The organism is Nonomuraea aridisoli, from assembly GCF_003236395.1.
Lineage (GTDB): Bacteria > Actinomycetota > Actinomycetes > Streptosporangiales > Streptosporangiaceae > Nonomuraea > Nonomuraea aridisoli.
Genome location: NZ_POUD01000056.1, coordinates 17,566 through 40,531, shown reverse-complemented (window position 1 = coordinate 40,531; position 22,966 = coordinate 17,566). Strand labels below are relative to the sequence as shown.

At 71.0% G+C, this 22,966-nt stretch carries 21 protein-coding genes and 1 pseudogene; 13 read left to right on the top strand and 9 right to left on the bottom strand.

The window, feature by feature from the left end:
* Positions 1-436: 436 nt before the first annotated feature.
* Both C1J01_RS49845 and C1J01_RS15980 read left to right on the top strand, forming a co-directional pair.
* Positions 437-586 (top strand): hypothetical protein, encoded by a 150-nt coding sequence (locus tag C1J01_RS49845; RefSeq protein ID WP_181448769.1) that lies wholly within the window; start codon positions 437-439, stop codon positions 584-586.
* Between the two features lie 82 nt (positions 587-668).
* Positions 669-917 (top strand): hypothetical protein, encoded by a 249-nt coding sequence (locus C1J01_RS15980; RefSeq protein WP_111179753.1) that lies wholly within the window; start codon positions 669-671, stop codon positions 915-917.
* A gap of 48 nt (positions 918-965) precedes the next feature.
* On the opposite strand, the gene C1J01_RS15975 is transcribed toward C1J01_RS15980, so the two are convergent.
* Positions 966-2,231, bottom strand: coding sequence for an MFS transporter (locus C1J01_RS15975; protein WP_181448768.1), 1,266 nt, complete (start codon positions 2,229-2,231; stop codon positions 966-968).
* 215 nt (positions 2,232-2,446) lie between these two features.
* Between C1J01_RS15975 and C1J01_RS52130 the strand changes: the two genes are divergently transcribed.
* On the top strand, positions 2,447-4,123 hold the full coding sequence (locus tag C1J01_RS52130; RefSeq protein WP_235854462.1) for a DNA-3-methyladenine glycosylase 2 family protein: 1,677 nt from the start codon (positions 2,447-2,449) through the stop codon (positions 4,121-4,123).
* A 345-nt stretch (positions 4,124-4,468) separates the two neighbouring features.
* On the opposite strand, the gene C1J01_RS15965 is transcribed toward C1J01_RS52130, so the two are convergent.
* Positions 4,469-4,858 (bottom strand): nuclear transport factor 2 family protein, encoded by a 390-nt coding sequence (locus C1J01_RS15965; protein ID WP_111179761.1) that lies wholly within the window; start codon positions 4,856-4,858, stop codon positions 4,469-4,471.
* Between the two features lie 104 nt (positions 4,859-4,962).
* Between C1J01_RS15965 and C1J01_RS15960 the strand changes: the two genes are divergently transcribed.
* From C1J01_RS15960 to C1J01_RS15950, 3 genes are all read left to right on the top strand, one after another.
* The gene (locus C1J01_RS15960; protein WP_111179751.1) at positions 4,963-5,736 is read left to right on the top strand and encodes a helix-turn-helix domain-containing protein; all 774 of its coding nucleotides are present in this window, start codon (positions 4,963-4,965) and stop codon (positions 5,734-5,736) included.
* Between the two features lie 93 nt (positions 5,737-5,829).
* Positions 5,830-6,552: a phosphatase PAP2 family protein gene (locus C1J01_RS15955; protein ID WP_111179750.1), complete on the top strand. Its 723-nt coding sequence runs from the start codon at positions 5,830-5,832 to the stop codon at positions 6,550-6,552.
* Entirely contained in the window at positions 6,539-7,198 is a 660-nt protein-coding gene (locus C1J01_RS15950; protein WP_146615607.1) for a phosphatase PAP2 family protein, read from the top strand. The genes C1J01_RS15955 and C1J01_RS15950 overlap by 14 nt, the downstream gene beginning before the upstream one ends.
* 159 nt (positions 7,199-7,357) lie before the next feature.
* Here the strand turns inward: C1J01_RS15950 and C1J01_RS15945 are convergent, their stop codons facing one another.
* The 3 genes from C1J01_RS15945 to C1J01_RS15935 all read right to left on the bottom strand — a co-directional run bounded on the left by C1J01_RS15945 (position 7,358) and on the right by C1J01_RS15935 (position 9,229).
* Positions 7,358-8,257, bottom strand: a complete 900-nt coding sequence (locus tag C1J01_RS15945; RefSeq protein ID WP_111179748.1) for a DnaJ C-terminal domain-containing protein — start codon at positions 8,255-8,257, stop codon at positions 7,358-7,360.
* 168 nt (positions 8,258-8,425) lie between these two features.
* Positions 8,426-8,827: an Hsp20/alpha crystallin family protein gene (locus C1J01_RS15940; RefSeq protein ID WP_111179760.1), complete on the bottom strand. Its 402-nt coding sequence runs from the start codon at positions 8,825-8,827 to the stop codon at positions 8,426-8,428.
* 99 nt (positions 8,828-8,926) lie between these two features.
* Entirely contained in the window at positions 8,927-9,229 is a 303-nt protein-coding gene (locus C1J01_RS15935) for a hypothetical protein (RefSeq protein ID WP_111179747.1), read from the bottom strand.
* A 140-nt stretch (positions 9,230-9,369) separates the two neighbouring features.
* Here C1J01_RS15935 and ligA point away from each other — a divergent pair, with 140 nt between their 5' ends.
* From ligA to C1J01_RS49125, 3 genes are all read left to right on the top strand, one after another.
* A complete protein-coding gene (gene ligA / locus C1J01_RS15930; protein WP_111179746.1) occupies positions 9,370-11,448 on the top strand; it encodes an NAD-dependent DNA ligase LigA in 2,079 nt (692 codons plus the stop codon).
* A gap of 172 nt (positions 11,449-11,620) precedes the next feature.
* A complete protein-coding gene (locus C1J01_RS15925) occupies positions 11,621-11,806 on the top strand; it encodes a hypothetical protein (protein ID WP_111179745.1) in 186 nt (61 codons plus the stop codon).
* Between the two features lie 200 nt (positions 11,807-12,006).
* The gene (locus C1J01_RS49125) at positions 12,007-12,330 is read left to right on the top strand and encodes a hypothetical protein (RefSeq protein ID WP_181448767.1); all 324 of its coding nucleotides are present in this window, start codon (positions 12,007-12,009) and stop codon (positions 12,328-12,330) included.
* A 27-nt stretch (positions 12,331-12,357) separates the two neighbouring features.
* Here C1J01_RS49125 and C1J01_RS54115 read toward each other — a convergent pair.
* Positions 12,358-12,674, bottom strand: a pseudogene (locus tag C1J01_RS54115) (transposase); the annotation flags it as partial.
* A gap of 38 nt (positions 12,675-12,712) precedes the next feature.
* Positions 12,713-15,013, bottom strand: a complete 2,301-nt coding sequence (locus C1J01_RS15915) for a X2-like carbohydrate binding domain-containing protein (RefSeq protein WP_220039935.1) — start codon at positions 15,011-15,013, stop codon at positions 12,713-12,715.
* Here C1J01_RS15915 and C1J01_RS51235 point away from each other — a divergent pair.
* Positions 15,012-15,398 (top strand): hypothetical protein, encoded by a 387-nt coding sequence (locus tag C1J01_RS51235; protein WP_146615605.1) that lies wholly within the window; start codon positions 15,012-15,014, stop codon positions 15,396-15,398. The genes C1J01_RS15915 and C1J01_RS51235 overlap by 2 nt on opposite strands.
* Positions 15,399-15,461: 63 nt before the next feature.
* Here the strand turns inward: C1J01_RS51235 and C1J01_RS15910 are convergent, their stop codons facing one another.
* Together C1J01_RS15910 and C1J01_RS15905 are read right to left on the bottom strand one after the other, a co-directional pair.
* A complete protein-coding gene (locus C1J01_RS15910) occupies positions 15,462-16,061 on the bottom strand; it encodes an SGNH/GDSL hydrolase family protein (protein ID WP_111179743.1) in 600 nt (199 codons plus the stop codon).
* Positions 16,058-18,262 (bottom strand): alpha-galactosidase, encoded by a 2,205-nt coding sequence (locus tag C1J01_RS15905; RefSeq protein ID WP_111179742.1) that lies wholly within the window; start codon positions 18,260-18,262, stop codon positions 16,058-16,060. The genes C1J01_RS15910 and C1J01_RS15905 overlap by 4 nt, the downstream gene beginning before the upstream one ends.
* Positions 18,263-18,394: 132 nt before the next feature.
* Between C1J01_RS15905 and C1J01_RS15900 the strand changes: the two genes are divergently transcribed.
* The 3 genes from C1J01_RS15900 to C1J01_RS15890 are packed head-to-tail and all read left to right on the top strand — an operon-like array spanning position 18,395 to position 22,673.
* A complete protein-coding gene (locus tag C1J01_RS15900) occupies positions 18,395-19,357 on the top strand; it encodes a carbohydrate ABC transporter permease (RefSeq protein ID WP_111179741.1) in 963 nt (320 codons plus the stop codon).
* Positions 19,357-20,250: a carbohydrate ABC transporter permease gene (locus tag C1J01_RS15895; protein ID WP_111179740.1), complete on the top strand. Its 894-nt coding sequence runs from the start codon at positions 19,357-19,359 to the stop codon at positions 20,248-20,250. The genes C1J01_RS15900 and C1J01_RS15895 overlap by 1 nt, the downstream gene beginning before the upstream one ends.
* Positions 20,247-22,673, top strand: coding sequence for a glycoside hydrolase family 95 protein (locus C1J01_RS15890; RefSeq protein WP_111179739.1), 2,427 nt, complete (start codon positions 20,247-20,249; stop codon positions 22,671-22,673). The genes C1J01_RS15895 and C1J01_RS15890 overlap by 4 nt, the downstream gene beginning before the upstream one ends.
* The last annotated feature ends 293 nt before the right edge of the window (positions 22,674-22,966 follow it).

The window sequence follows — 22,966 nt, the reverse complement described above, 5'->3', positions numbered from 1 at the left end:
CTCCACACCCCCTGACCGCCCCGGCTCACCACTTCCCCGCCACGCCGCGGTTCGCCCCTCCGCACCCAACCGTCCACGCCGCGGGACCGAGCTGCTCTCGGCACCGTGGGAGGCGGCCCTGGGCACGTCCGCACCAGTGGACATCCGATCACGGTGCACCCCGGCGCCTCCGATGCTCTCCACCAAGCCGTCTGCGGCGGGGGCTCGGCTTTCCCTGCCAGGCCGCATTTCCCGCGGGTCGACACTCCTCCAGCGCATACGCCGCAGGTGCCGCACTTCCCTGCCGAGCCGTACATTTCATGATTTCGTGGGCGGATGCGGAACAAGCGAGTCGTCATCGTGGCCGTGATCGTCGCGCCGGCTGCCCGGCGGGCGGGCCGGGTTCCTCGCGGTGCCGCTCGCCGCCTGGCTCGGGTGCGCGGTGACGGCAGGCGCGGTGCAGTATGAGCAGGCACTCCAGGCGACGGGCGAACCGGCGGCCGTGGCGCTGGTGGCGTCGCTGGCCGGCGGCGGCATCGGCGCGGCGCCCGGGTCGTCGCACTCCGGCACGCAGAGGCAGGGATGGGGCTCGCCGGGTTCGTCCTGATCCGTACGGCCCAGGAGGTGCTGGACGCGGCCGACGCCGAGCCGTCGTGGCCGTTGCTGACGCTGGTCATGCCCGTCGCCGTGTGGCGGTGGTCGCGGCCTTGGCGGCCCGGCGGACGGGCAGCCGGGACGCGGGGATCGCCGCGGGTGTGTCGGGCCCGCTGCTGATCTGGTCGGTGTACGCGGCCGTCGGCCCCCGGCACTACGACCACACCAGTCAGAGCACGCCGTACTATTCCGCCCTGCCGGGCAGGCTCATGGCCCTGGCGGTGGCAGCGGTGACGGCCCGGGTGTTCGCCCGCCGACGGGCCCTGGTTCGCGCCGGCGGGTGAACGTCGCCCGCTCACCCGCAGGACGTACGCGCCGGCGTTTGCTCGCGATCAGCATCGGCTCGCCCGCAGGGCGAACGCGAGCAACGCGACGGCGGGCAGCGCCGCGGTGAGCGCCATGGCCAGGGCGGCCGGGAGGAGCCGTCCCGAATCGATCAGCGGGGTGACGCAGGCGGCGCCGAGGGGCGGGGTGGCCTGCATGAGCGTGCGGAGGATCGCGAAGCCCCGGCCGCGCAGCGGCGCGGGAATGCGCGCCATGCGCAACGACTGCGCCCAGACGGTCATCGGGGCGCTGAACAGCCCGATCACCAGGTAACCGGCGGCGACGGCAGGGGCGTGCGGCGCGAGCGCCACCGCCAGGAAACCGGTCGCGGCGACGAGTTGCACCACGGCGATGGCGACGACCGGGCGGCCCCGCGGCTGCCGGGCTCCGGCGGCGGCCGCTCCGGCCAGCTCACCGGCCGCCATCGCGGCCAGCACCAGGCCGAGGGCGCTCGGGCCGCCGGACAACTGATTCTTGGCCAGCCAGGGCCCGGCGACGAGCAGCATGCCCATGGCGACGTTGAACGCCATGAACGCCGCCGTGGTGGCCGCCAGCACCGGATCCCGTAGCAACACGCGCACACCGCCGCACGTCCCCATGAACCGGCGCGCGGCGGCTTCTGTCTTGAGGGGGCGGCCGACGGTGGAGGCGTCCGGCTTCAGGGGGCGGCGGACGCACAGGGCCGTGACGGCGAGCACCGCGTACGTCAGCGCGTCGAACGCGAGCACGACCTCACCCCCGGCCACGCCGATCAGCAGACCGCCCAGAGCGGGACCGATCATCCCGGCCACGCTGAAGCTCAACGACTCCAGCGCGTTGGCCGCGTCCCGGTGCTCGGGCGCGACCAGGTCAGGGATCGCCGCGGGAAACCCGGCCAGCGGCACCATCTTGAACAGCCCGTACACCGCCGCGACGACGAACGGCAGCGCCGCGGGCACCTCCCCGAGCCACGCGGCGACCGGCACGGACGCCATGGCCAGCCCGCGCACCACGCTGTCGGCGGCCAGCACGTGCCGCTTGTCGAACCGGTCCAGGACCGGCCCCGCGAGCAACCCGCCGACGAAGACCGGCAGCGTGTAACAGACGGTCAGCAGCCCCAACTGCCGGGTCCCGCCCGGCTGGGACAGCATGATCCAGGTCAAAGCCACGAACGTCATCCCGTCGCCGACCAGCGACAGTGACGAGCCGATCCACAACAGGCGGAAGTCGCGGCCGGCGAGCGTACGCCGGTAGACGCCCGACCGGCCGCGCGAAAGATCATCGACAACAGGCATGCGCGCCAGCCTGACGGGGACGCCCCGCCCAACGCTGGCGGCCATCGGCCGTCAAGCCACCGACCTCCGACACCTGGCGAAACGAGCGACCCGACAACGGCCCGTCGAGCCGCCGACGCCCTGGCAGGCGAACGGTCCGGTGTTCCCAGGTATCGAGGCGTCGATGTCCGATGCCCGCCGGTCTCCCGCGGTGAGCGGCTGGCATGCTGGCAGGGATGGTTGACGAGGAGGCCGTCTACGCGGCGATGCGCAGCCGCGACCCCCGCTTCGACGGGTGGTTCTACGTCGCGGTGACCACCACGGGCATCTACTGCCGCCCGAGCTGCCCGGCCGTCATGCCCCACCGGCGGAACGTGCGCTTGTTCCCCACTGCGGCGGCGGCCCAGGTCAACGGCTTCCGGGCGTGCAAGAGGTGCCGTCCTGACGCCGCTCCCGGCTCACCCGAGTGGAACGCCCGCGGGGACCTCGTCGCCCGCGCGATGCGGCTGATCGCCGACGGGCTCGTCGACAGGGAGGGCGTGGCGGGCCTGGCCGCGCGGCTCGGCTACAGCGAACGGCACCTGCACCGCCTGCTGACGGCCGAGGTCGGGGCGGGACCGCAGGCGCTGGCCCGGGCCCAGCGGGCGCAGACGGCCCGCACGCTGCTGGGGTGCACCGATTTGCCGGTCAGCGACGTCGCCTTCGCCGCCGGGTTCGCCAGCATCCGGCAGTTCAACGACACCATCCGGCAGATCTACGCCACCACGCCCACCCGGCTGCGACAGTCCGGCCGGCCCGATCATCTGCCGCACGCGCCGGGCGTGATCGCGCTGCGGCTGCCGTACCGGCCGCCGATGGACGTGCCCGCGCTGCTGCGCCGCCTCGGCCGCGACGCGGTGCCCGGGATCGAGGAGTACACCGAGGGCACGTACCGCAGGTCGTTGCGGCTGCCGCACGGCACGGGCGTGGTCGCGTTGCGGCACGTCCCGTCCGCGCCGTACGTGGCCTGCGAGATCCGGCTGGAGGACGTGCGCGATCTGACGGCGGCCGTGCGGCGCTGCCGCAGGCTGCTCGACCTTGACGCCGACCAGCGGGCCATCGACGCCTTCCTCGGCGCGGACCCGGTGCTCGGACCGCTCGTCGCCGCCCGCCCGGGCCTGCGCGTCCCCGGCCACCCCGATCCCGCCGAACTGGCCGTCCGCACCGTGTTGTCCCGCCGCGTCCCCGCCGAACGTGCCCGCGCCCGCCTCTCTGACCTGGTCGCGGCCCACGGCCGCCCACTGGTCATCCCGGTGGGACAGGTGACGCACACGTTCCCCGACCTGCCCGCGCTGGCCTGCTGGGCCCGGCAGCCGCCCTGCGCCCCCAACCCGGACTCTCGGATCCCGCAGGCGCCTCACACGGCACCGGCTTCTTCCCTCCCGCGGACGGCCCCTGGCCCCGGCCCGACAGCGCCGACGTCATGGGGCCCGCAGGCACCTCACGATCCCGATCCGGCGGCCGCGGCCTCCTGGGACGCGCGGAGGACCCAGGACCCGGCGACCACGGCATCCTTGATCCCGGTCCCGCAGGCGGCTCGCGGCTCCGGCCCGCGGTGTGCGGAGGGTCGCGGAGCGGGGGCGGCGGAGCGTGCTCGCACGTTCCTCGCCCTTGTCGAGGCGCTCGAGAAGGGCGAGGTCGTGCTCGACGCCGGGGCTGATCCCCGCGAGGTCCGCGAGGGTCTGCTCGGCCTGCCGGGGTTGGGGTCGCGTGCGGCGGCCCTCGTGCTCATGCGCGCCTTCGGCGACCCCGACGTCTTCATCCCCGACCTCGCCGTACGACGCGCCCTGCACCGGCTGGGCGCCCGTCCGGGGCGGTGGAGCCCGTGGGGCTCGTACGCCACCCAGCACCTCCGGGAGGTCACCACCCGGTGAACCGGTCGAGGAGGCGGCGGCATCGCTGGGTGAGGACGGGTGACGAGGTAGCGCATTCGACCGACCATCCGCGACGCCACTGACCGGTCGACGGCCGGCTCGGCGGCGATGCCTTTGACGGTTATTTCGTGCGCCGTGGCGGCGCTACCTCGCCCTCATCCCGAGCGGCCTACGGACCGACCCGATCCATCGCAGCCGGCGCTCGGGAACCAACAGCGGCTCCGGCAAAGTCCTACCGCCGATTTCTCGAAGTCGCGGCATGATGGCGGTGTTCGCCCGGCCGCCGGGCCGGGCGGTGGGGCATCCTCGATGTCCACGGTCGACGGCCCCGGGTTCGTGGCCGGGTCAGTGATCAGCGGATTCCCACCACGTCAGGTTGGCGGCCGCCTGGGTCACCGGCTCGATGATCTCCCATGCCTCGGCGATCAGCCCCTCGTCGAGCCGCCAGATGTCGACGACCGCGATCTCCGGCCCGGCGCCGGGCAGCCGGCGTTTCGAGTGCATCACGACGTGATCGCCGTCGGCCAGCACGTGCTGGATCTCGACCTGCATGCCGCCGAGCGGGACGAGCGCGGCGCCTACGGCGGCGAGCCATTCCGCCTTGGTCTTCGAGGTCGCGTCCGGCCGGTGATGGACGAAGTCGTCGCTCAGCAGTGACGCGAGCGCGTCGACGTCGCCGGTCGCGACCAACGCCGTCAGCGCTCCCTGGACGATGTTCTTGTTGTCTGTGGTCATGTTGTAAGCGGTCACAGGTCAGCAGTGTTCCTGCCGTTCGTGAGGGTTGTCGATGAAGTGGCATTTCATGGCGTCCGGCTCCTGGAGGAGTAGCATCGGCGGCCATGCACTCGGTCGGGGAACTGTTGCGGCAGTGGCGGCATCGCCGGCGGCTCAGCCAGCTCGATCTCGCGATCGCCGCCGACGTCTCGGCCCGTCACGTCAGCCTGGTGGAGACCGGCAAGTCCCACCCGAGTGCCGACATGATCCTCCGGCTCGCCGCTCAACTCGACGTGCCGTTGCGTGAGCGCAACCGGCTGCTGCTCGCCGCCGGGTTCGCTCCCCGCTATGCCGAGCGCCCGCTCGACGCGGAGGCGCTGTCGGGAGCCTGGGACGCGATCGCCAGGGTGCTGCGCGCACACGAGCCGTACCCGGCGCTGGTCATCGATCGCCGGTGGAACATCGTGATGAGCAATCGCGCCCTCGGCCCGTTCCTCACCGGCATCGCCGCCGACCTGCTGCGGCCGCCGATCAACATGGTGCGGCTCGGACTGGACCCACGCGGGCTGGCTCCCCACATCGTCAATCTGACGGAGGTGCGTTCGCTGCTGCGCCTTCGGATCACGCGGCAGCTTGCCACGGCCCCCGACCCCGAGCTCACCGCGATCTGCGAGGAGTTGCTGGCGCCCGACGCCGAGGAGCTGATCCACCCGATCGCGTCAGAGGTGGCGACCCCGATGATCTTCCGGTTCGGCGGACGAGAAGTGCGGCTGTTCTCGACCACCACCACGTTCGGCACCCCCATGGACATCACCCTGGACGAGATCTCGATCGAGTCGTACTACCCGGCGGACGCGGAGAGCGCCGCCTACTTCACCGGCTCCCGAAGCGACACGTAACCCTGAGGACCGGTCGTCCTGCTCATCGCGGCGGACGCTGCGCCGGGCCGATCGGCAGGAATCCTTTCCGCGCGCCGGGGAAGCCGTGGCGGAATGCGGAGCGAGGAAGGGCGGCTCGGGCTGAGGCTGGCGATGGCGAGCGTCGCGGTGGCGCTCGTCATGATCCCGTTCGGGCTGCTGCTGGTCGTCGCCCGGATGCCGGTCAACGACCTCGACCTGCGCGTCGCCGCGGACCTGCACGCGTACGCGCTGGAGAACCCCGGTGTGACCCGGGTGCTCATCGTGTGGACGGACCTGTTCGGGCCGTGGCCGTGGCGCATCGCGGTCGTCGCGTACGCCGTCTGGCTGCTGAACAAGGGCGCCGCGCGGCTGGCCGCCTGGGCGGTCACGACGATCACCGTGGGCGGGTTGCTCGCCCTCGTACTGAAGATCGTCGTCGCCCGGGCCAGGCCGCACCTGCCCGACCCCGTCGCGCTCGCGCCCGGCGACTCCTTCCCGTCGGGCCACGCGGTCAACGCGACGATCGGCGCGGGCGTGATCGTCCTGCTCCTGCTGCCCGCGCTGCCCCGCTGGTGGCGGCGGGTGGCCTGGTGCGTCGCGTGGTTTCTGGCGCTGTCGGTGGCGTACACGCGGGTCGCGCTGGGGGTGCACTGGGTGAGTGACGCGGTCGCCGGCGTCGTGCTGGGGGTGGCCGTGGTCGCCGCGACAACGGCGGCGTTCGAGACGTGGCGGCGCGAGCAGGGGCGCAGACCCGCCGCCCCGCTGGCCGAAGGAGTGGAGCCCGAGTCGGTGGAGGCCGTGCGTGACCGGACCTGATCATGTGAAGTACTACGCGCTGACGTTGTTATGCCCGATGTTGCTGATGGCCGGGCTCACGTACGGCCTCGGCGAGGCGATCTTCGCCCGCCTGGCCGGCGAGGCCGAGCTGAACCGGGCCCTGGCGGCCGGCCGCACCCCGTTGTGGAACGACCTGACCGACGTCCCCAGCAGCCTGTCGGACACCCCGTACATCGTGGCGCTCACCGCGCTCGCTGCGGTCGTCTTCCGGTTCGTGCATCGGCGGTGGCGCGAGTCGATCTTCCTGATCGCGGCGGTCTGGAGCCAGTCGCTGGTGTTCCTGGCCACCACGGGGGCGGTCGGGCGACGCCGGCCGCCGGTCCCGCACCTCGACGAGGCCCCGCCCACCTCCAGCTTCCCGTCGGGACACGTCAGCGCCGCCGTCGCGTTCTACTGCGGCGTGGCGCTCGTCCTGACCGCGCGCGTGCGATCCCCGGCGCTCCGGGTGGTGATCTGGGCGCTCGCCGCCGCCGTCCCGCCGGCGGTCGCGTTCGCGCGCGTGTACCGGGGCATGCACTTCCTCAGCGACGTCCTGTGGGGTCTGCTGCTCGGTACGGCCTGCGTCGTGATGGCGGCCAGGGCGTTCCTGCGGGGGCGGGCGGCCAGGACCGCCGGATCCGGGTGAGGGCCCGGACACCGCCCGCGCCGGTTCGGCGTGGTGAGGACCTGGTCGAGCTCCCGTCCGGAGACGGCCTCCGACAGGGTGGACCAGGTGTCTCACCGCCGTCGTGGGCGTGGCGCCGGTCGCCTCGGCCACTCGGCTCCCGCACCGTGGCCTCAAGCGTCACAGGCTTCTCGGGTCATGCGCGGACGCGGCGGCCAGCTGCTCGTACAACTTCCGCTCGCGTTTCGAGAGTGTGCGCGGCACCACGATCCGCACCTCCGCGTACAGGTCGCCGGCCACGCCGTGGGGGTCGGGCAGGCCACGTCCGCGCAGGCGCAGCCGCCGGCCGCTGGAGGTGCCGGGCGGCACCCTGACCCTGGCCTCGCCGCCGGGGGTGTCCACCGGCGCGGACGTGCCCAGGGCCGCCTCCCACGGCGCCAGGCGCAGCTCGGTGTGGACGTCTCGTCCCTCGACCCGGTAGCGGGGATGCGGCGCGATGCGCACCACCAGGTACAGGTCGCCGTGACGGCCGCCGCCGGAGCCGCGGCCGCCTTGACCGGCCAGGCGGATCCGCTGTCCTTCCGTCACGCCCGCCGGGACGGTCAGCCGGATGCCCGGCCCCCGGTCGAAGGTGATCGTGCGGCGCGTGCCGTGGTACGCCTCCTCGACGGTCACCTCCAGCACGGCCTCCTGGTCCGCGCCGGCGACGGGACCCCAGCCCGTCCGCCCGCCGCCGAAGAAGCCGCCGGACAGGCCGTCGAGGACGTCGTCGCGGAAGCGGGTCTCGAAGCCCGCGCGCCGCCCGCCGTCCCACGGCCCGGCGGTCCAGCCCGCCGTACGCGCCGCGGCGCCCGCGTGCGCCCAGAGGTCGTCCGGCCGGCTGAAGGCGTCGTGGCGGCGGCGCCGCTCCGGATCGCTCAGGATCGCGTACGCCTCGGCGACGTCCTTGAACCTCTCCTCTGCCTCCGGGCTCTTGTTGACGTCCGGATGGTAGGCGCGCGCCAGCCTGCGGTAGGCCCGCTGGATCTCGTCCCGCCCGGCGTCACGTGACACCCCCAGCACCTCGTACGGGTCGCGCATCGCCCTCACCTCCCGGATCGCCGCACCCGGCGGCCGGGACGCGCGTCCACGGCCGGTCGTGGAGCGGGCGGCAGCTCTGTGGCGGCGGTGTCCATCGTGGTGACCTCCACTCTGCTCACGCGTTCCGGGTGCGGCGGGCCGGCCCGCGCAGGGGCCGGCCCGCCGGTGTCATCCGGTGACGGCCTCGGCCTGGTCGCGGGTGTGAACCCGTACCTTGCGCGGCCGGGTCGTCCCGAACGTCGGGATGCGCACGGTGAGCACGCCGTCGTGGTAGGCGGCCTCGATGTTCTCGGGGTCGAGCTGCTCGGACAGGTAGACGCGCCGGGTGAAGCCGCCCATCGGCCGTTCCCGGACGAACATCCGCTCGTCGTCTCCGACGGGCTCCTGCCGGGTGGCGCTCACCGAGAGCACGCCCCGGTCGACGGTCACCTCGATCGAGCCGGGATCGACGCCCGGCACGTCGAAGCGCAGCAGCACGTCGTCGTGGCGGCGGACGCCGTCCATCGGCATGGCCGGCGGAGCCGGCCGGTCGACCTCCTGGAGGAAGGGATCGATCGACGTCAGCAGCATCGTCATCACCTCCGAGCCACCCGTCTGGTTGACCTGACGTCGTCGCTACTACCTTTATACCTAGGCGTACAGGAAACCTCAAATTTTACTTGGAGGTTGTCAGTAGCCGGGAGGTGACTGGTGCCCGTGCTGCTGCATTGGGACCGTCCGCTCGACGCGCCAGCCGAAGAACGTCACCGTGATGGCGACCAGCAGCCAGAGCCCGAGCGTGAACAGCGTCAGCCACGAGTGCACGGAGATCCACAGGCACAGATGGACGCCGAACGTGACCGGGTTGAAGCCGCGCTCCTTGACCTGCTGGTACTGCACCGGACCGTACTGGGGCCCGGACGGCACGGGCGCGTAGGGCTGGCCGGGGGGCTGCGAGCCGCAGGGATCCTGCGGCTGGGGCGGGTGGCTCACGGAGACTCAGGGCGACTTGTGAGACGTATGGAGCGTGCCAATGGTTGGCGTCGCGCTGTCCGGATCCGGACAGCGGCCGGGGGGTGCGGCACCCGGTCCCTGGGCCCGGAACTGTCGGTGGCGGCAGGCATGATCGGGGCATGACCGAGACGCCGCCCTTCACCGTCCTGGCCGACGACACGGCCTACGCCGAAGCCGTCCAGCTCGCGGTGGACTCCGCCGCCGCCTACTACGCCGACGGCACCTCCACGCTCGACGACGACGCCTACGACCGGCTGGTCCGGGGCATCCAGGCGTACGAGGAGAGCCATCCCGAGTCGGTGCTGCCGTCCTCGCCGACGGGCAAGGTGGCCGGCGGCGCCGTGGTCGGCGACGTGCCGCACACCGTGCCGATGCTGAGCCTCGACAACGTGTTCGGCGCCGAGCAGCTGGCCGACTGGGCGGCCGGGCTGGAGCGCCGCCTCGGCCGGCCGGTCACGGCGTGGAGCGTGGAGCCCAAGCTCGACGGGCTGGCGATCTCGGCCCGCTACCGCCACGGCCGGCTGGCCCAGCTCGTCACGCGCGGCGACGGCACCGCGGGCGAGGACGTCTCCCACGCCATCGGCACCGTCGTCGGCCTGCCCGACCGGCTGGCCGATCCGGTCACGGTGGAGCTGCGCGGCGAGGTCATGATGACCGCGGCGCAGTTCGAGGAGGCCTGCGCCAAGCGGCGGGCGCACGACGGCACCACGTTCGCCAACCCGCGCAGCGCCGCCGCCGGCACGCTGCGCGCCCAGGACCGTCCGTACGTCTGCGAGCTGACGTTCTTCGGCTACGGCGTGCTGCCGCCGCCCGGCGACGACTCCGAGCTCGCCGTGCTGCTGCGCGAGCTGCCGCACAGCCAGATCATGGAGTGGGTGGCCGGGCAGGGCGTGCAGACCACCGCCGCGACGCCGGTGGCCGGCATCGTCGCCGAGACGCCGGAGCGCGTGCAGGAGCGCGTCGGCGAGATCGCGGCGGCGCGGGCGGAGCTGCCGTTCGGCATCGACGGCATCGTGATCAAATGTGACTCGGCCGCCGACCAGGCGGAGGCGGGGTTCAGCTCGCGGGCGCCGCGCTGGGCGGTGGCCTACAAACTGCCCGCCACGGAAAAGATCACCAAGCTGCTCGCCGTGGAGTGGAACACCGGCCGCACCGGCGTCATCGCCCCGCGCGCGGTCCTGGAGCCGGTCGAGCTCGACGGCAGCGTCGTCACGTACGCCACGCTCCACAACGTCGCCGACATCACCCGGCGCGGCCTGATGCTGGGTGACAGCGTGACCGTCTACAAGGCGGGCGACGTGATCCCGAGGGTCGAGGCTCCCGTGGTCCACCTGCGCACGGGCGACGAGAAGCCGATCCCGATCCCGCAGGTCTGCCCGAGCTGCGGGGGCGACATCGACGCCTCGCAGGAGCGCTGGCGCTGCGTGCGCGGCCGCGACTGCCGCGCGATCGCCTCCATCGTCTACGCCGCCGGCCGCGACCAGCTCGACATCGAAGGGCTGGCGGAAAACCGCATCAAGCAGCTGCTCGACGCCGGGCTGATCGCCGACTTCGCCGACCTTTTCTTCCTGACCCGCGAGCAGCTGCTCGACCTGGAGCGCATGGGCGAGACGAGCGCCGACAACCTGCTCGCCGCTCTCGACCAGGCCCGCTCCCGGCCGCTGAGCAGGGTGTTCGCGGCGCTCGGCGTCCGCGGCACCGGCCGCTCGATGAGCCGCCGCATCGCCCGCCACTTCGCCACGATGGACGCCATCCGCGCGGCCGAGGCCGAGGCGATCCAGCAGGTCGACGGCATCGGCCCGGAGAAGGCGCCGGTCGTGGTGGCCGAGCTGGCCGAGCTCGCCCCGCTGATCGACAAACTCGTCCGCGCCGGGGTCAACATGGTCGAGCCCGGCGCCACACCCCCATCCGCCGAACAGCCTGCGGAGACGGCGGAGACAGCGGTCGAACTGCCTCTGTCGGCGATGTCGGTGGTGGTAACCGGCACGATGACCGGCCCCCTCGCGGCCCTGAGCCGCAACGAGGTCAACGAACTCATCGAACGCGCCGGCGGCAAGGCCTCCTCCAGCGTCTCGGCCAAGACCTCACTGCTGGTGGCAGGCGAGAAGGCCGGCTCCAAACGAGCCAAGGCCGAAAGCCTCGGCGTACGCATCGCCACCCCGGAAGAATTCGCCGAACTCGTCGCCGCCCTGCTGTAGCACCAAGAGTTGGGCTGGGATACGTGCGCCAGCGTGCTCGGCAACGAGCGGCTGGCAGCACAAAGCGGGCGGTCATCTACAGGAAGGCCACATGATCGAAGCGTGTGCAGGCGCGGCCCAGATGCATCTCTCACATCGTTGTGAGGACATGCGACCTTCCCAACGATCCTTCATGGATCATGATGAGACAGCGGCCGAACCGGCGACCGGCACTTCCGGTAGCCATGGCAGGAACGCCTTCGGCTACCGCCTGCTCGGCCTGAAGGAAAGCGCCAACCCCGCGGTCGCGGTGCTGTCCGACGTACACGGCGACCTGGTGGCGACGTTCACCACCGACTGCAGCCGAGGTAAAGGGTGAGACGTACTTCTGTCGAGGGGCACTGGTTTGATTCCCCATGGAAGCTTCGATGGCGATGCACAGCTTGCTTCTCGACGTTGGTGATGCTGGTGGCAGCATGTGATTTGCCATTGGGCCAGCCACACCCCAGGCCCATAGGGATCAGCCAAACGGCCGAGGGGCAACTCAAACTCATTATTCCCCTGTGCGATGGAGAGTCTTTGTCCGCTGTGGAAGCGCAGGAGCACCAGACGGCGCGCTGGGTCTGGAAGGTGTCGCAACCGATCCAGCCAGAGGCCCGGAAGGGAACCATCATTTCAGGTCAAGCGAAAGCATTCGCACAGGAACAAGTCGCCTTAAAATTTCCAGTTCCATCCCACCTCAGCGTTACGGCACCCCTGTCGAGCGGCACTTACGCCGGTCGGGGCTTCCTGTTGAGCGACGCTCCGGAATACTCCGGAGATACCACCCAGGTGCGCAATACCGAAGGAGAGTTGGTCTCGGAGGACGACTTTCGTGAGCAAGTAATCGCCGACTACTGCTAAGTGAATTTTTCAAGATCCTCTAAGTTCTTCGGGTGGGGACATCCGCCGGTTCAGCGAGGCCGAGGAGGTATCGGTCACCGCGTGCACGCTGACGGCGAGCTGACGGTCGGCGACCTTGCCCGCCGTACCGGTGTACTGCCGGGCCACCCCTGGAGAGGCGTCCCCTCCTTGAGGTGCCCGGTGTCGGCCAGCACCCATGCATCTGGCCCGACAAGGCCGACCGCCCACACCGCCCACACCGCCCAACGACGCCGTACCTGCCCGTAGCCCCAGGGGTGGTGGGCCACCCCCAGCCGCTCGGCCATCGGCACCATCGACTTACGCCGACCGTCCAGCAGCGAGCCGATCTCTTTCGCCGGGGCGGTTCACCAGCATGCGGCCGTCACGCCGGCGGAGCGGCGGACGCGCCCCGCTCCGCCGGCGTGACGGTGTACTGAACGACGTCGTTCCGCATGAGGTCACCCGATACCTTGACGAGCTTCAGAGTGTGCTCGCCATCGCGGAGACCGTCGGCCGAGAACAGCTTCTGACCGCTGACCCGGCTGGCGCTGTGCGTGTCGACGCGCTTCGCCATCTTGCCGTCGACGTACACATCGACCTCGCCTTGATCGGGTCCCTTGGCGCTGATCCATGCCACGCCGCTGCCGGTGAAGGCGAAGGAGACGGATGCGCCGTCCTGCGTGGTGGCGTGGATGTCGCCGCGGTGGTCGCCCGCGAATCGGAACGTCAGTGCGGCGTCGCCGACGGGCAGGGTCGCAAGGAACTCCTGGCGGATCGTGACCGTGTCGCCTGAGACGGTGTAGTCCGTGCCCGTCCGCAGATCTTCGCCCGCGTGGCCGATCGACAGGAGCTCGCCGGGATCGCGCAGGATCCGTAGCGAAATGTCGGCCGGCTCGGCCCTGTTGAAGGCCGCCGAGCCAGTGCTCAGCAGGCTGTCGAGGGTCACCACGAGCTTGTCAAGCAGCATGAACGCACCGGACTTCTTCACGACCCGCAGCGTGTGGCTTCCGCTCGGAAGACCGGTCACGCTGTAGACGACCTGCTGGACGCCTCGTTCGGCGCCGGCCGGGAGCGACGTGTCCACTGTCTTCACGAACGCGTCGTCGAGGTAAATGTCCGCCAGCCCCTGCGACTCGTGCGTCTCGGTGACGTAGTCGATCCCGGTGCCCTGGAAGGTGTATTGGAACGATGTCCCGTCGACCTCGGCGTAGTGGACGTCGTCGTTGTGGTCGCCCAGCCCACGCCCGCTGCTGTAGCCCCATGAGCCGGTGTAGACGATGCCGGGATCATTGTCGTTCAGCGTCACCGTGCGACCTGTGGTCGGCGGGTTCGGCGTCTGACCGGGCTGCTCGGTGACCGACACCGTGAGATCCTGGTCGGTCGGTGCGACCTCGGTACCGCCGTTGCGCGTCCACTCGCCGTCGTACGACATCCGCAGTGAGTCGTCGTTGACCGACACCTGCGCCTTGCGCTCGGGAGTCACCTTCAGGAGGCGGACACCGTGGATCGGGACATCCTCCGCGACGAACCGAGTGTCGAAGCGTCCGAGGTTCTTTCCGGCCCACAGGTCGCGTACGCTCGCGGTCCCGTCGAGACCGATGTCCGACCACCGCACGGTGACGTCGGACTCCGTCCGGCCCAGGTTGAACAGGGCCACGGTGTAGGTTCCGTCAGCGTTGAGCGCGTACCACACCTGCTGCTTGCCGGAGAGCGACACGGGCCGCGCGGGGATTCCGGCCTGGTCGACCGCGATCACCTCGCGGTTGGTCAGCAGCGACAGCCCGAACGAGTCGAGCTTCGTCATGTCGTTTCCGATGTACATCGGCGCGGCCGAGATCGCCCAGAGGGTGGTCGCAGTACGGCGCTCATCCCGCGTGAGACCGTCCATCGTGCCGTTCCCGACGTTGAGCGAGTCGAGGTCGTTCCAGCCTCCGGGGCCGGCGTTGCGCCACCAGTCACCGAGGCGGGGGAACAGCCGCGCGACGTTGTCCCACGTGGTGAGGGCCTCGCCGGCGCAGTAACACTCGACGTCCCAGTCGACGCGCCATCCGTCCGCGTACTTCTTCCAGTAGTCGGCGTAGTTGATGTCGACGGCCCAGGACAGCTCGAACCAGATCTTGTGACGGGCGAGCGCCTGCGACCAGGCCGCGACGTCGTCGCGCGCGTCGAGTGAGAGGTCGCTCACGCCCGATCCGGGGGTGACGCTGTCGAACTTGACGAAGTCGACGCCCCATGAGGCGATCAGGTCGACGATCGAGTCGATGTACTTCTGGGCGCAAGGGTTGCCGAAGTCGATCCGGTACCCGATTTTCCAGTAGTCGGCCTGCTGGAGCGGCTGACGGACGATGTCGTGCGTCGTGCAGCCGGAGGCGCCGTAGATGGGCTTCGCCGCCTCGTACACCTCCGCTGAGATGCCGGGGATGAAGTAGAGGCCGAACTTCTGCCCGTTGCGGTGCACGTGGTCGATGACGTTCTTCAGGCCCTGCGGGTACAGCTGCGCGTCGGGGACGGGGCGTCCGTAGTCGTCCACGCCGCTGTTCCAACCCGCGTCGACGTTGATCCGGTCGTAGCCGTAGGGCTGAAGCTTCGCGTGCATGGCGTCGGACTGCGCCACGATCTGCTGCGCCGTTATCCACTTCCCGTTGTCGGTGTAGACCTGCATGCTGTAGCTGCTCCAGCCCATGAAGGGCTTCAGCGCGTATGAGCGCACTCCTGAGTCGTCGGTGGTCGTGGCCGCCGGCGTCTCGGCCGTCGATGCGGCCGTCGGAGATGTACCGGGAACGCCACCCACCGACGGTGCCGGCGTCGATTCGCTCGCCGACGGCGTGGGCGGGGGCGTCGCCGCCCGTGCCGGGGCGGTGCTGAGCATCAGCGCGACTAACGCGGTGAGGACCGCGATCGACCGCTTCAACCTGTCCTTCGCCATTACTTCCTCTCATCCCGACTTCGCCGCGCCCCGGCGGCGGGGACCGCGCTTCCGTGGAAGCGACGCTCTGAACGTCATCCGCGCCGATTCGTCGCCTTGGCGCGAAAATTACTTAACTTCGTTAACTAAATGCGGGCCATAGGCCCGCGCAAGCTCCGAGACCTCTCACAACGGACTCCCAGACGCTCGGGACGCCGCGCGCTCGTCACACGAGATCGGCGAGCATGCCCCCCGCTGACTTGTCCCACAGACGTGCCAGTTCGAGATGCCCCGCGATGTTCGGGTGCACGCCGTCGGGGGCGAGATCGGCCGCCGAGCCGCGAGCACGCAATCCCGCGTCGGCGGCCACGAGCGTGCCGCCGAACTCCGCCGCAAGCCGGTGCACGGCATCGATCTTGGGATCGAGATCCTCGCGCCAGCGCGACTGGTACTCGTTCACCGGCAAGAGGAACGGTTCGACGAACACGAGGCGCGTCCCGCTCGCCGCGAGGGGCTCGACGATCGCCCGATAGTCGCTCTCGAACGCTTCGACCGCGGTGGGGTCGTCGCTGTCGTAACGACGCCACGTGTCGTTCACGCCGATGAGGATGCTCACGAGCGCCGGCCGTTCGTCGAGCACGTCTCGCGGCCACCGTGCCCGCAGATCGCGAACACGGTCGCCGCTCACGCCCCGGTTGAGGATCCGGGCGCCGGGGTGCGCGTCGGCGAGGAGTCTGACGTAGCCGTCCCCGAGCCGCCGCGGATCCTCTCGGCGACCGCAGTCGGTGACGCTGTCGCCCGCGAACACGATGGTGGATTCGGTCATGACGTCCTCTCGATCTCGATGAGCATCGCCTGCTGCGGATTGAGGGTCGGCAGAGGCACGCCCGCCTGCGCCAGCACGGCGCCGGGAACCTCGATCGGTCCGGCGGTGGCGCGCTCGACCCACTCAGGATCACTGCTCTCGTGGCGGCTCGCGGCGCCCAGGGCCTCGAGGATCCGCACGCGATAGCGCGCGGAGGCGTCGAGACCGGGGAAGCGCACGCGGCCGGACTGCCCCGCCGCGGAAGTCGCGAAGCGCGTCCACGTGAACAGTGCGTGCGCGCCGTCCTGGGCGACGAAACCGTACAGCGCCGTCGCGTCGTCGGCGAGGTCGGCGTTCACGACCCTCCCGCTGTGCAGGAGCGGGCGCAGCCGACGGTAGAGCTCCGCCCAGCGCGTGATCGTCGCGAGCTCGGCGTCGTCGACCGCGGTCAGGTCCTGTTCGATGCCCGCGTGGGCGGTCAGCGCCGTGGCGAGCCGGTACGACAGGCCGGTCGTCCGGGCCGTCGTGTGCGAGCGGGCGGACCCCAGATGCGACCCGATGAGCTCGGGCGGCAACAGCACGCGCGTCCAGCGCTCGATCTGGGCACGCTCCACGGGGTCGTTGCAGTCGGAGGCCCAGACCCGGTCGGTGCGATTCAGGATGCCGAGGTCGATGCGGCCTCCTCCACCGGAGCACGTCTCGATCTCGAGGCCGGGGTTGCGCTCCCGCAGCTCGTCGAGCATGCGGTAGAGCGCGAGCGTCTGGCGGCGCACGCTCGGCCGGTCGCCGTCGGTGCCGCGGGCCACGGCCTCCAGGAGGTCGCGATTGTGATCCCACTTGAGGTAGTCGATGCGGTGCCGGCGCACGAGGTCGTCGATGCGGGCGAGGAGATGGTCGTACGCCTCTGGCCGTGCGATGTCGAGCACGTACTGGTTGCGCGCGGTGCCGCCGAGGCCCGCTCCCGGCCCGAGCACCCAGTCCGGATGCTCGCGGGCCAGGTCCGAGTCGAGGTTGATCATCTCCGGCTCCACCCACAACCCGAACTGCATGCCGTGCGACCGGACGATGTCGACGAGCGGGTCCAGCCCCTCGGGCCACACGCTCTCGTCGACGACCCAGTCACCGAGTCCGGCGCTGTCGTGACGGCGCCGGTGGAACCATCCGTCGTCGAGCACGATGCGCTCGACCCCGACCGCCGACGCGAGCTCGACGAGGTGCGCGAGGCGGTCGAAGTCGTGGTCGAAGTAGACGGCCTCCCAGGTGTTGAGCATGAGGGGGCGCGGGGACGTCGGGTGCCCCGGCCGCGCGCGCAGGCGGCGGTGCAGGCGGTCCGCGACGCCGTCGATCCCGGCATCCGACCAGGTGAACAAGACCGTCGGCGCGTCGTAGCGGTCGCCGTCGCGGAGGATCACCTCGCCGGAGCGCAAGGATTCGCCGCCTCCGAGGACCGAGGTGAACGCGCCCGCTCCCTCCGGCAGCCGCTCGACGAGATAACGCTGGTCGCCGCTCCATGCGACGTGCATCGCCCACACTTCGCCGCGGCCGAAGCCGAAGTCGTCGGTCCCGGCGAGGAAGAGGAACGGCGAGTCGTGGCCCGGCTTTCCACGCCGCGTCGTCCGCAGGTGCGTGCCGAGGCCGATCGGCGACCGCTGCGGCGACCGCTCGCGGCACCACTTGCCCGTGAAGTCGAGCAGCTCGGTCGCCCGCTCGGGCAGCGGCACGAACGCCGTCACGGCATCGAGTGTGTAGGCGAGCCCGCCGATCTCAGGATCGAGCGCCCGGTCGCGCACGAGGCTCGTATCCACCGACAGCACGCCGTGCGCATCCAGGCGGTAGACGACCCGCACGCGCAGCGCCGTGACGGCGTCGGCGAAGTCGAACGCCACGGATCCGCCGCGCGCCCCGGAGGGGATGTCGGGCGTGTACGACTCCAGCCTGGGACGCGGAGTCGTGGCGCGTCCCGCCGCGTTGCCCGCGATCGCGGGCGAGCCCGACCACGCCTCGAACTCGGTGGGCAGCACCGAGAACGCGCGAGCGTCGTCCGGCGCGTTGTTGAGCGTCGCGGGCACGGAGGTGAGCGCCAGCGCCGAGCGGGCCGCGGCGTCGAGGTCGCCGAGATCGGCCCCCCAGTGAAGGATCCTCGGGATCGGCTCGACCACCTGGAGCACGAGCGAGACGCCCGCGGCGCGCAGGACGAGTACGGCATCGTCGCCGGATTGCATCGGTCACAGCCTCCAAGGGGGAATTACTTGACAGCGTTAATTAATCATCTTTACGCTGTCGCTGCAAGCGGAGCGCGGCTGGGTAAGCCCACACCGGCGCCGCATCCGAGCAACGCGGAACCAGGAAGATCAATGGCGCTCACCGAAGCAACCGTCCCCGGCGCGTCCGAAGCCGTGGCACGCCGGCGCAAGGCCACTCGCCGGCCCCCCAACGCGAATTCGCCCGCTCACCGCGGCGACGCGCGCCTGGCATGGATCCTCATCGCGCCCGCGCTCATCGGCTTCCTCGTCTTCGCGGTCTATCCGACGCTGCGCGGCGTCTACCTGAGCTTCACCGACTTCAAGGTGCTCACGCCGCCGGTGTGGGTGGGGCTCGCCAACTACATCGAGCTGCTCCAGGACGACGTCTTCTGGGCGTCGCTGGGCGTGACCGTGTACTTCGTGGTCCTGTCGGTGGCGCTGTGCATGGTGATCTCGGTCCTCACCGCCGCGGCGCTTCACCGGCTCACATCGTCCACGGTCGTGCGCGGGCTCGTCATCCTGCCGTTCCTCATCTCGGGGGTCGTCGCGGCGACCATCTGGTCGTGGATGCTCGACACCCAGTTGGGCATCGTCAACGTCGTCATCCAATGGCTCGGCGGCGACGGTGTCCTGTTCCTCACCTCGCGTGGATGGGCCATTCCGTCCATCGCGCTCATCAGCGTCTGGAAGCAGATGGGGTACACGGCGATCATCATCTTCGCCGGGCTGCAGACGATCCCGCCGTCGATCTACGAGGCGGGACGCATCGACGGCGCGAGCGAGCTGCAGATGTTCTTCCGGCTGACCTTGCCCCTTCTGCGGCCCATCCTGGCGCTGGTGCTGGTGCTGAACGTCATCGGCGCGTTCCAGGTGTTCGACATCGTGCAGGTCGCGACGAAGGGAGGCCCCGCCAACGCGTCGAACGTGCTGCAGATGTACATCTACAGCAAGGCCTTCGGGCAGTTCGACTTCGGCTACGCGTCGGCGATGTCGCTCGCGCTGTTCGCGATCCTCATCGTGATCACCTTCCTCCAGATGCGCCTCCTGCGCGCGAGCGAATCGGAGACGAACTGATGGCCGCCCGCACTCGACGTCGCTTCAGCATCGGGCGCACGACCGCCTGGATCTACCTCATCGGCGTGCTGTTCGTGACGGTGTTCCCGTTCTACTGGATCCTCCGTACAGCGCTGTCCAACAACTACGCGTTGCTGGCGAACCCGTCCTCACTGCTGCCTGTGGGCTTCACGTGGGGGCCGTTCCGGCGGGTGCTCGGCCTCGCCTCCGCGGAGGAGTCGCTTGCCGAGGGCGGGTCGGGCGCTTCGCTCCAGCTCGGGCACTACCTGGTCAACTCGGTCGTCTACGCGACCCTCACGACCGCGCTCATCGTGTTCTTCTCGCTCATCGCCGCGTACGCGTTCTCGCGCCTGCAGTGGCGCGGCCGGGAGTTCATGTTCGGCCTGTTCCTGACCGCGCTCATGGTGCCCGGCATCCTGACGCTGCTCCCGAACTTCGTGCTCGTGAAGGAGCTCGGCCTGCTCAACACATTCGCCGGGATGATCCTGCCGTACGCGCTGTTCTCGGCCTTCAACATCTTCTTCCTGCGTCAGTTCATGCTCGGCCTGCCCACCGAGATCGAGGAGGCCGCGATGCTCGACGGGGCCGGCCGGCTGCGCGTGCTGTTCCGCATCACCCTCCCCATGACGAGCGGCCCGACCATCACCCTGTCGATCCTCGGCTTCATCAGCATGTGGAACGACTACTTCTGGCCGCTGCTGGTCACCAGCGACGAGTCGGTGCAGCCGCTCACCCTCGCGCTCGCGGTGTTCAAGCAGTCCTCGCCACAGGCGCAGCCCGACTGGGCGGGCCTCATGGCGGCGACCCTCGTCGCGGCGCTGCCGATGCTCGTCCTGTTCATGATCTTCGGCCGCCGCATCGTCAACTCCATCGGCTTCTCCGGGATCAAATGATGACGGACGATGCGCTGCGGCTGGCGTGGCCGGATGCCGCCGCCGACTGGAACGAGGCGGTTCCCGTGGGCAACGGCCGCATCGGCGCGATGGTGTTCGGCGGCCACGAGAGCGCGCGGGTCCAGGTCAACGACGCCACCGTGTGGTCGGGCTCACCCGACGGACCCGCCGACGCCCTCGACGACGTCGTCGCACAGGGAGCGGGTCCCGATCGCCTGGCCCGCGTGCGGGCGCTGATCGACGCGGGCGAGCTCCGCGAGGCGGAGCAGCTCCTCATGGCGTTCGAGGGCCGCTACTCGCAGGAGTTCCTGCCGTTCGTCGACCTCGAGCTCACGACCGCGCGTGCGGAGCGCGGCGTGGGTTTCGCGCGCATCCTCGACCTCGACGACGCCGTGGTCTCCGAGTCGCTCACGGTCGACGGCGTCGCCGTCACCCGCCGCACGTACGCGTCGGCGCCCGCGCGGGCTCTCGTGATCGCGTACGACGCCGACGCCCCGGTGCTCGACGTGACGCTGCGCCTCACGACGCCGCTGCGCACGGTGCGCAGCGAGACCACGCGGGACGGGATCGTCGTGGAAGCCGTCGCGCCCGTGGACGGCGCGCCGCTGCACGAGCCCGAGGTCGTCCCGGCGCATCGCTACCTCGAACCCGGAGCCGACGGCTTCGACCACTTCGCCGTTGCCGCGATCGCGACGGCGACCGACGGAACGACCGCTTGCGACGGCGACGTCCTGCGCGTGCGCGGCGCGAGTCGGCTGCTGATCGCACTCTCGACGTCGACGCGGGCCGAGCTGTGGTGGGCCGACCCCGACGGCGACGAGTGGCGGGCCTCCTCCCGCGGGAAGATCCGGGAGCGGGCTCGCGCGCACGCCCTGGCCGCGGCCGCGCGGGACGCGTCCGAGCTGTGGGCCGAGCACGTCGAGGACGTGCGACGCCACCTTGCGGGCGCCCGCTTCGCGATCGGCGGCCGGCGAGCCGGCACCTGGGATGTCGCGCGCGACGTGCTGCGCGGCGACGACGAGGGGTTGCGGGCGTCGGTCGCCGCCGAGTACGGCCGCTACCTCCTGGGCGCGTCCTCCCGCACAGGCAACCCGGCGGCGAACCTCCAGGGCGTCTGGAACGACCGGATGCGTCCACCGTGGTCGTCGAACTACACGATCAACATCAACACCCAGATGAACTACTGGGCCGCGCCGGTGACGGGGCTCGACGACTCGTTCGAGCCGCTCGTGACGATGGTGGAGCGGCTCGCCCGGACGGGCGCTCCCGTGGCGGCGCGACTGTACGGCGCCCGAGGCTGGGTGGCGCACCACAACAGCGACCTGTGGGGCTGGAGCCTGCCCGTCGGCATGGGGCAGGGGGCGGCGAGCTGGGCGATCTGGATGCTCGGCGGGGTCTGGCTCGTGCACGACCTCTGGGACGCGGTGGAGTTCGCCGGCGACCATGAGCTGCTCCGCCGCGTGTGGCCGCTGCTGCGCGGCGCGGCGCTCTTCTGCCTGGACTGGCTCGCGGAGAACCCCGTGACAGGGCTCCTCCGCACCATCCCCTCGACGTCACCCGAGAACAGCTTCGTGGGTCGCGACGGCAAGCCTTCGGCGCTCGGAGTGTCGGCGACCATGGACCTCGCCCTCATCCGCTCCCTCTTCGAGCGGGCGCGGCGCGTCATCGCCGCGCGGGACGACGCCGGCGACGACGAGCTCGACCGCGAGCTCTCGTCCGCCCTCGGTCGGCTTCCCGAGCCGGGCATCCGCCCCGACGGCCGGCTGCGCGAGTGGTCCGCGGACGCGCCCGACGTCGACCCGCACCACCGTCACCTCTCGCCGCTGGTCGGGCTGTATCCGCTCGACCTCATCGGCCCCGACACCACCCCCGAGCTCGCCGAGGCGGCCCGGCAGCTGCTCGACGAGCGTGGCGACGGCGCGATGGGCTGGTCATGGGCGTGGAAGATCGCGCTGCGCGCGCGTCTGCGCGACGCGGAGTCGGCAAGGATGCTGCTGCTACAGGCGATCACGCCGTTCGAACGCGATCCGGCGCGCCCCGCACCGGTCGACGGGTCGGAGTGGGGCGGCCTCCTTCCGAACCTCTTCAGCACACATCCGCCGTTCCAGATCGACGGGAACTACGGGTTCACGGCGGCGATCGCCGAGATGCTGCTGCAAAGCCACGGCGGCGTCCTCCGGATGCTGCCCGCCCTGCCCGCGCAGTGGCCGGAAGGGCGCGTCGAGCGGCTGCGGGCGCGCGGCGGCCTCGAGGTCGACCTCGAGTGGGCCGGAGGCCGGTTGGTCGCCGCCACGGTGCGCAACCGCCTCGCACGGCCGCAGCGCGTCACGATCGACGCCGGAGCAGGGCGACTCGAGGTCGATCTACCCGCGCGCGGCGCGATCGCACTCTCCGGGGCCGAGCTCGCGGCAGGTGCGCGATGAGCGGCCAGACGTGTGCGGGACGGCCTGTGTCGGACCACGCGGGCACGCGGACCGAGCCTGCGGCCGCGTTCTGGTCGGTGACGCCGGCCGAGACGCGCCGCAACCGATCGACGCGGCCATCGATCCTGTCCCGACGGCCCTGGTCACCCGTGACGTCTTCGACGTGTCGTCCCGCGGCTTCAGGCGGCGATGTCGTCCGCGCCTGGCTGCGGATGCCGCGGCGCGTGCGGGAGCCGCCGGGCGTCGTCCAGCTCTGCGGCCACGACCACGGCCGGACTACTGCTACAGGCGCG

Coding starts and splice junctions, on each gene's coding strand:
- C1J01_RS15975 (WP_181448768.1), bottom strand. CDS start 2,231: ATGCCTGTTGTCGATGATCTTTCGCGCGGCCGGTCGGGCGTCTACCGG.
- C1J01_RS52130 (WP_235854462.1), top strand. CDS start 2,447: ATGGTTGACGAGGAGGCCGTCTACGCGGCGATGCGCAGCCGCGACCCC.
- C1J01_RS15965 (WP_111179761.1), bottom strand. CDS start 4,858: ATGACCACAGACAACAAGAACATCGTCCAGGGAGCGCTGACGGCGTTG.
- C1J01_RS15960 (WP_111179751.1), top strand. CDS start 4,963: ATGCACTCGGTCGGGGAACTGTTGCGGCAGTGGCGGCATCGCCGGCGG.
- C1J01_RS15955 (WP_111179750.1), top strand. CDS start 5,830: ATGCGGAGCGAGGAAGGGCGGCTCGGGCTGAGGCTGGCGATGGCGAGC.
- C1J01_RS15945 (WP_111179748.1), bottom strand. CDS start 8,257: ATGCGCGACCCGTACGAGGTGCTGGGGGTGTCACGTGACGCCGGGCGG.
- C1J01_RS15940 (WP_111179760.1), bottom strand. CDS start 8,827: ATGCTGCTGACGTCGATCGATCCCTTCCTCCAGGAGGTCGACCGGCCG.
- ligA (WP_111179746.1), top strand. CDS start 9,370: ATGACCGAGACGCCGCCCTTCACCGTCCTGGCCGACGACACGGCCTAC.
- C1J01_RS15925 (WP_111179745.1), top strand. CDS start 11,621: ATGGATCATGATGAGACAGCGGCCGAACCGGCGACCGGCACTTCCGGT.
- C1J01_RS51235 (WP_146615605.1), top strand. CDS start 15,012: ATGAAGGGCTTCAGCGCGTATGAGCGCACTCCTGAGTCGTCGGTGGTC.
- C1J01_RS15915 (WP_220039935.1), bottom strand. CDS start 15,013: ATGGGCTGGAGCAGCTACAGCATGCAGGTCTACACCGACAACGGGAAG.
- C1J01_RS15910 (WP_111179743.1), bottom strand. CDS start 16,061: ATGACCGAATCCACCATCGTGTTCGCGGGCGACAGCGTCACCGACTGC.
- C1J01_RS15905 (WP_111179742.1), bottom strand. CDS start 18,262: ATGCAATCCGGCGACGATGCCGTACTCGTCCTGCGCGCCGCGGGCGTC.
- C1J01_RS15900 (WP_111179741.1), top strand. CDS start 18,395: ATGGCGCTCACCGAAGCAACCGTCCCCGGCGCGTCCGAAGCCGTGGCA.
- C1J01_RS15895 (WP_111179740.1), top strand. CDS start 19,357: ATGGCCGCCCGCACTCGACGTCGCTTCAGCATCGGGCGCACGACCGCC.
- C1J01_RS15890 (WP_111179739.1), top strand. CDS start 20,247: ATGATGACGGACGATGCGCTGCGGCTGGCGTGGCCGGATGCCGCCGCC.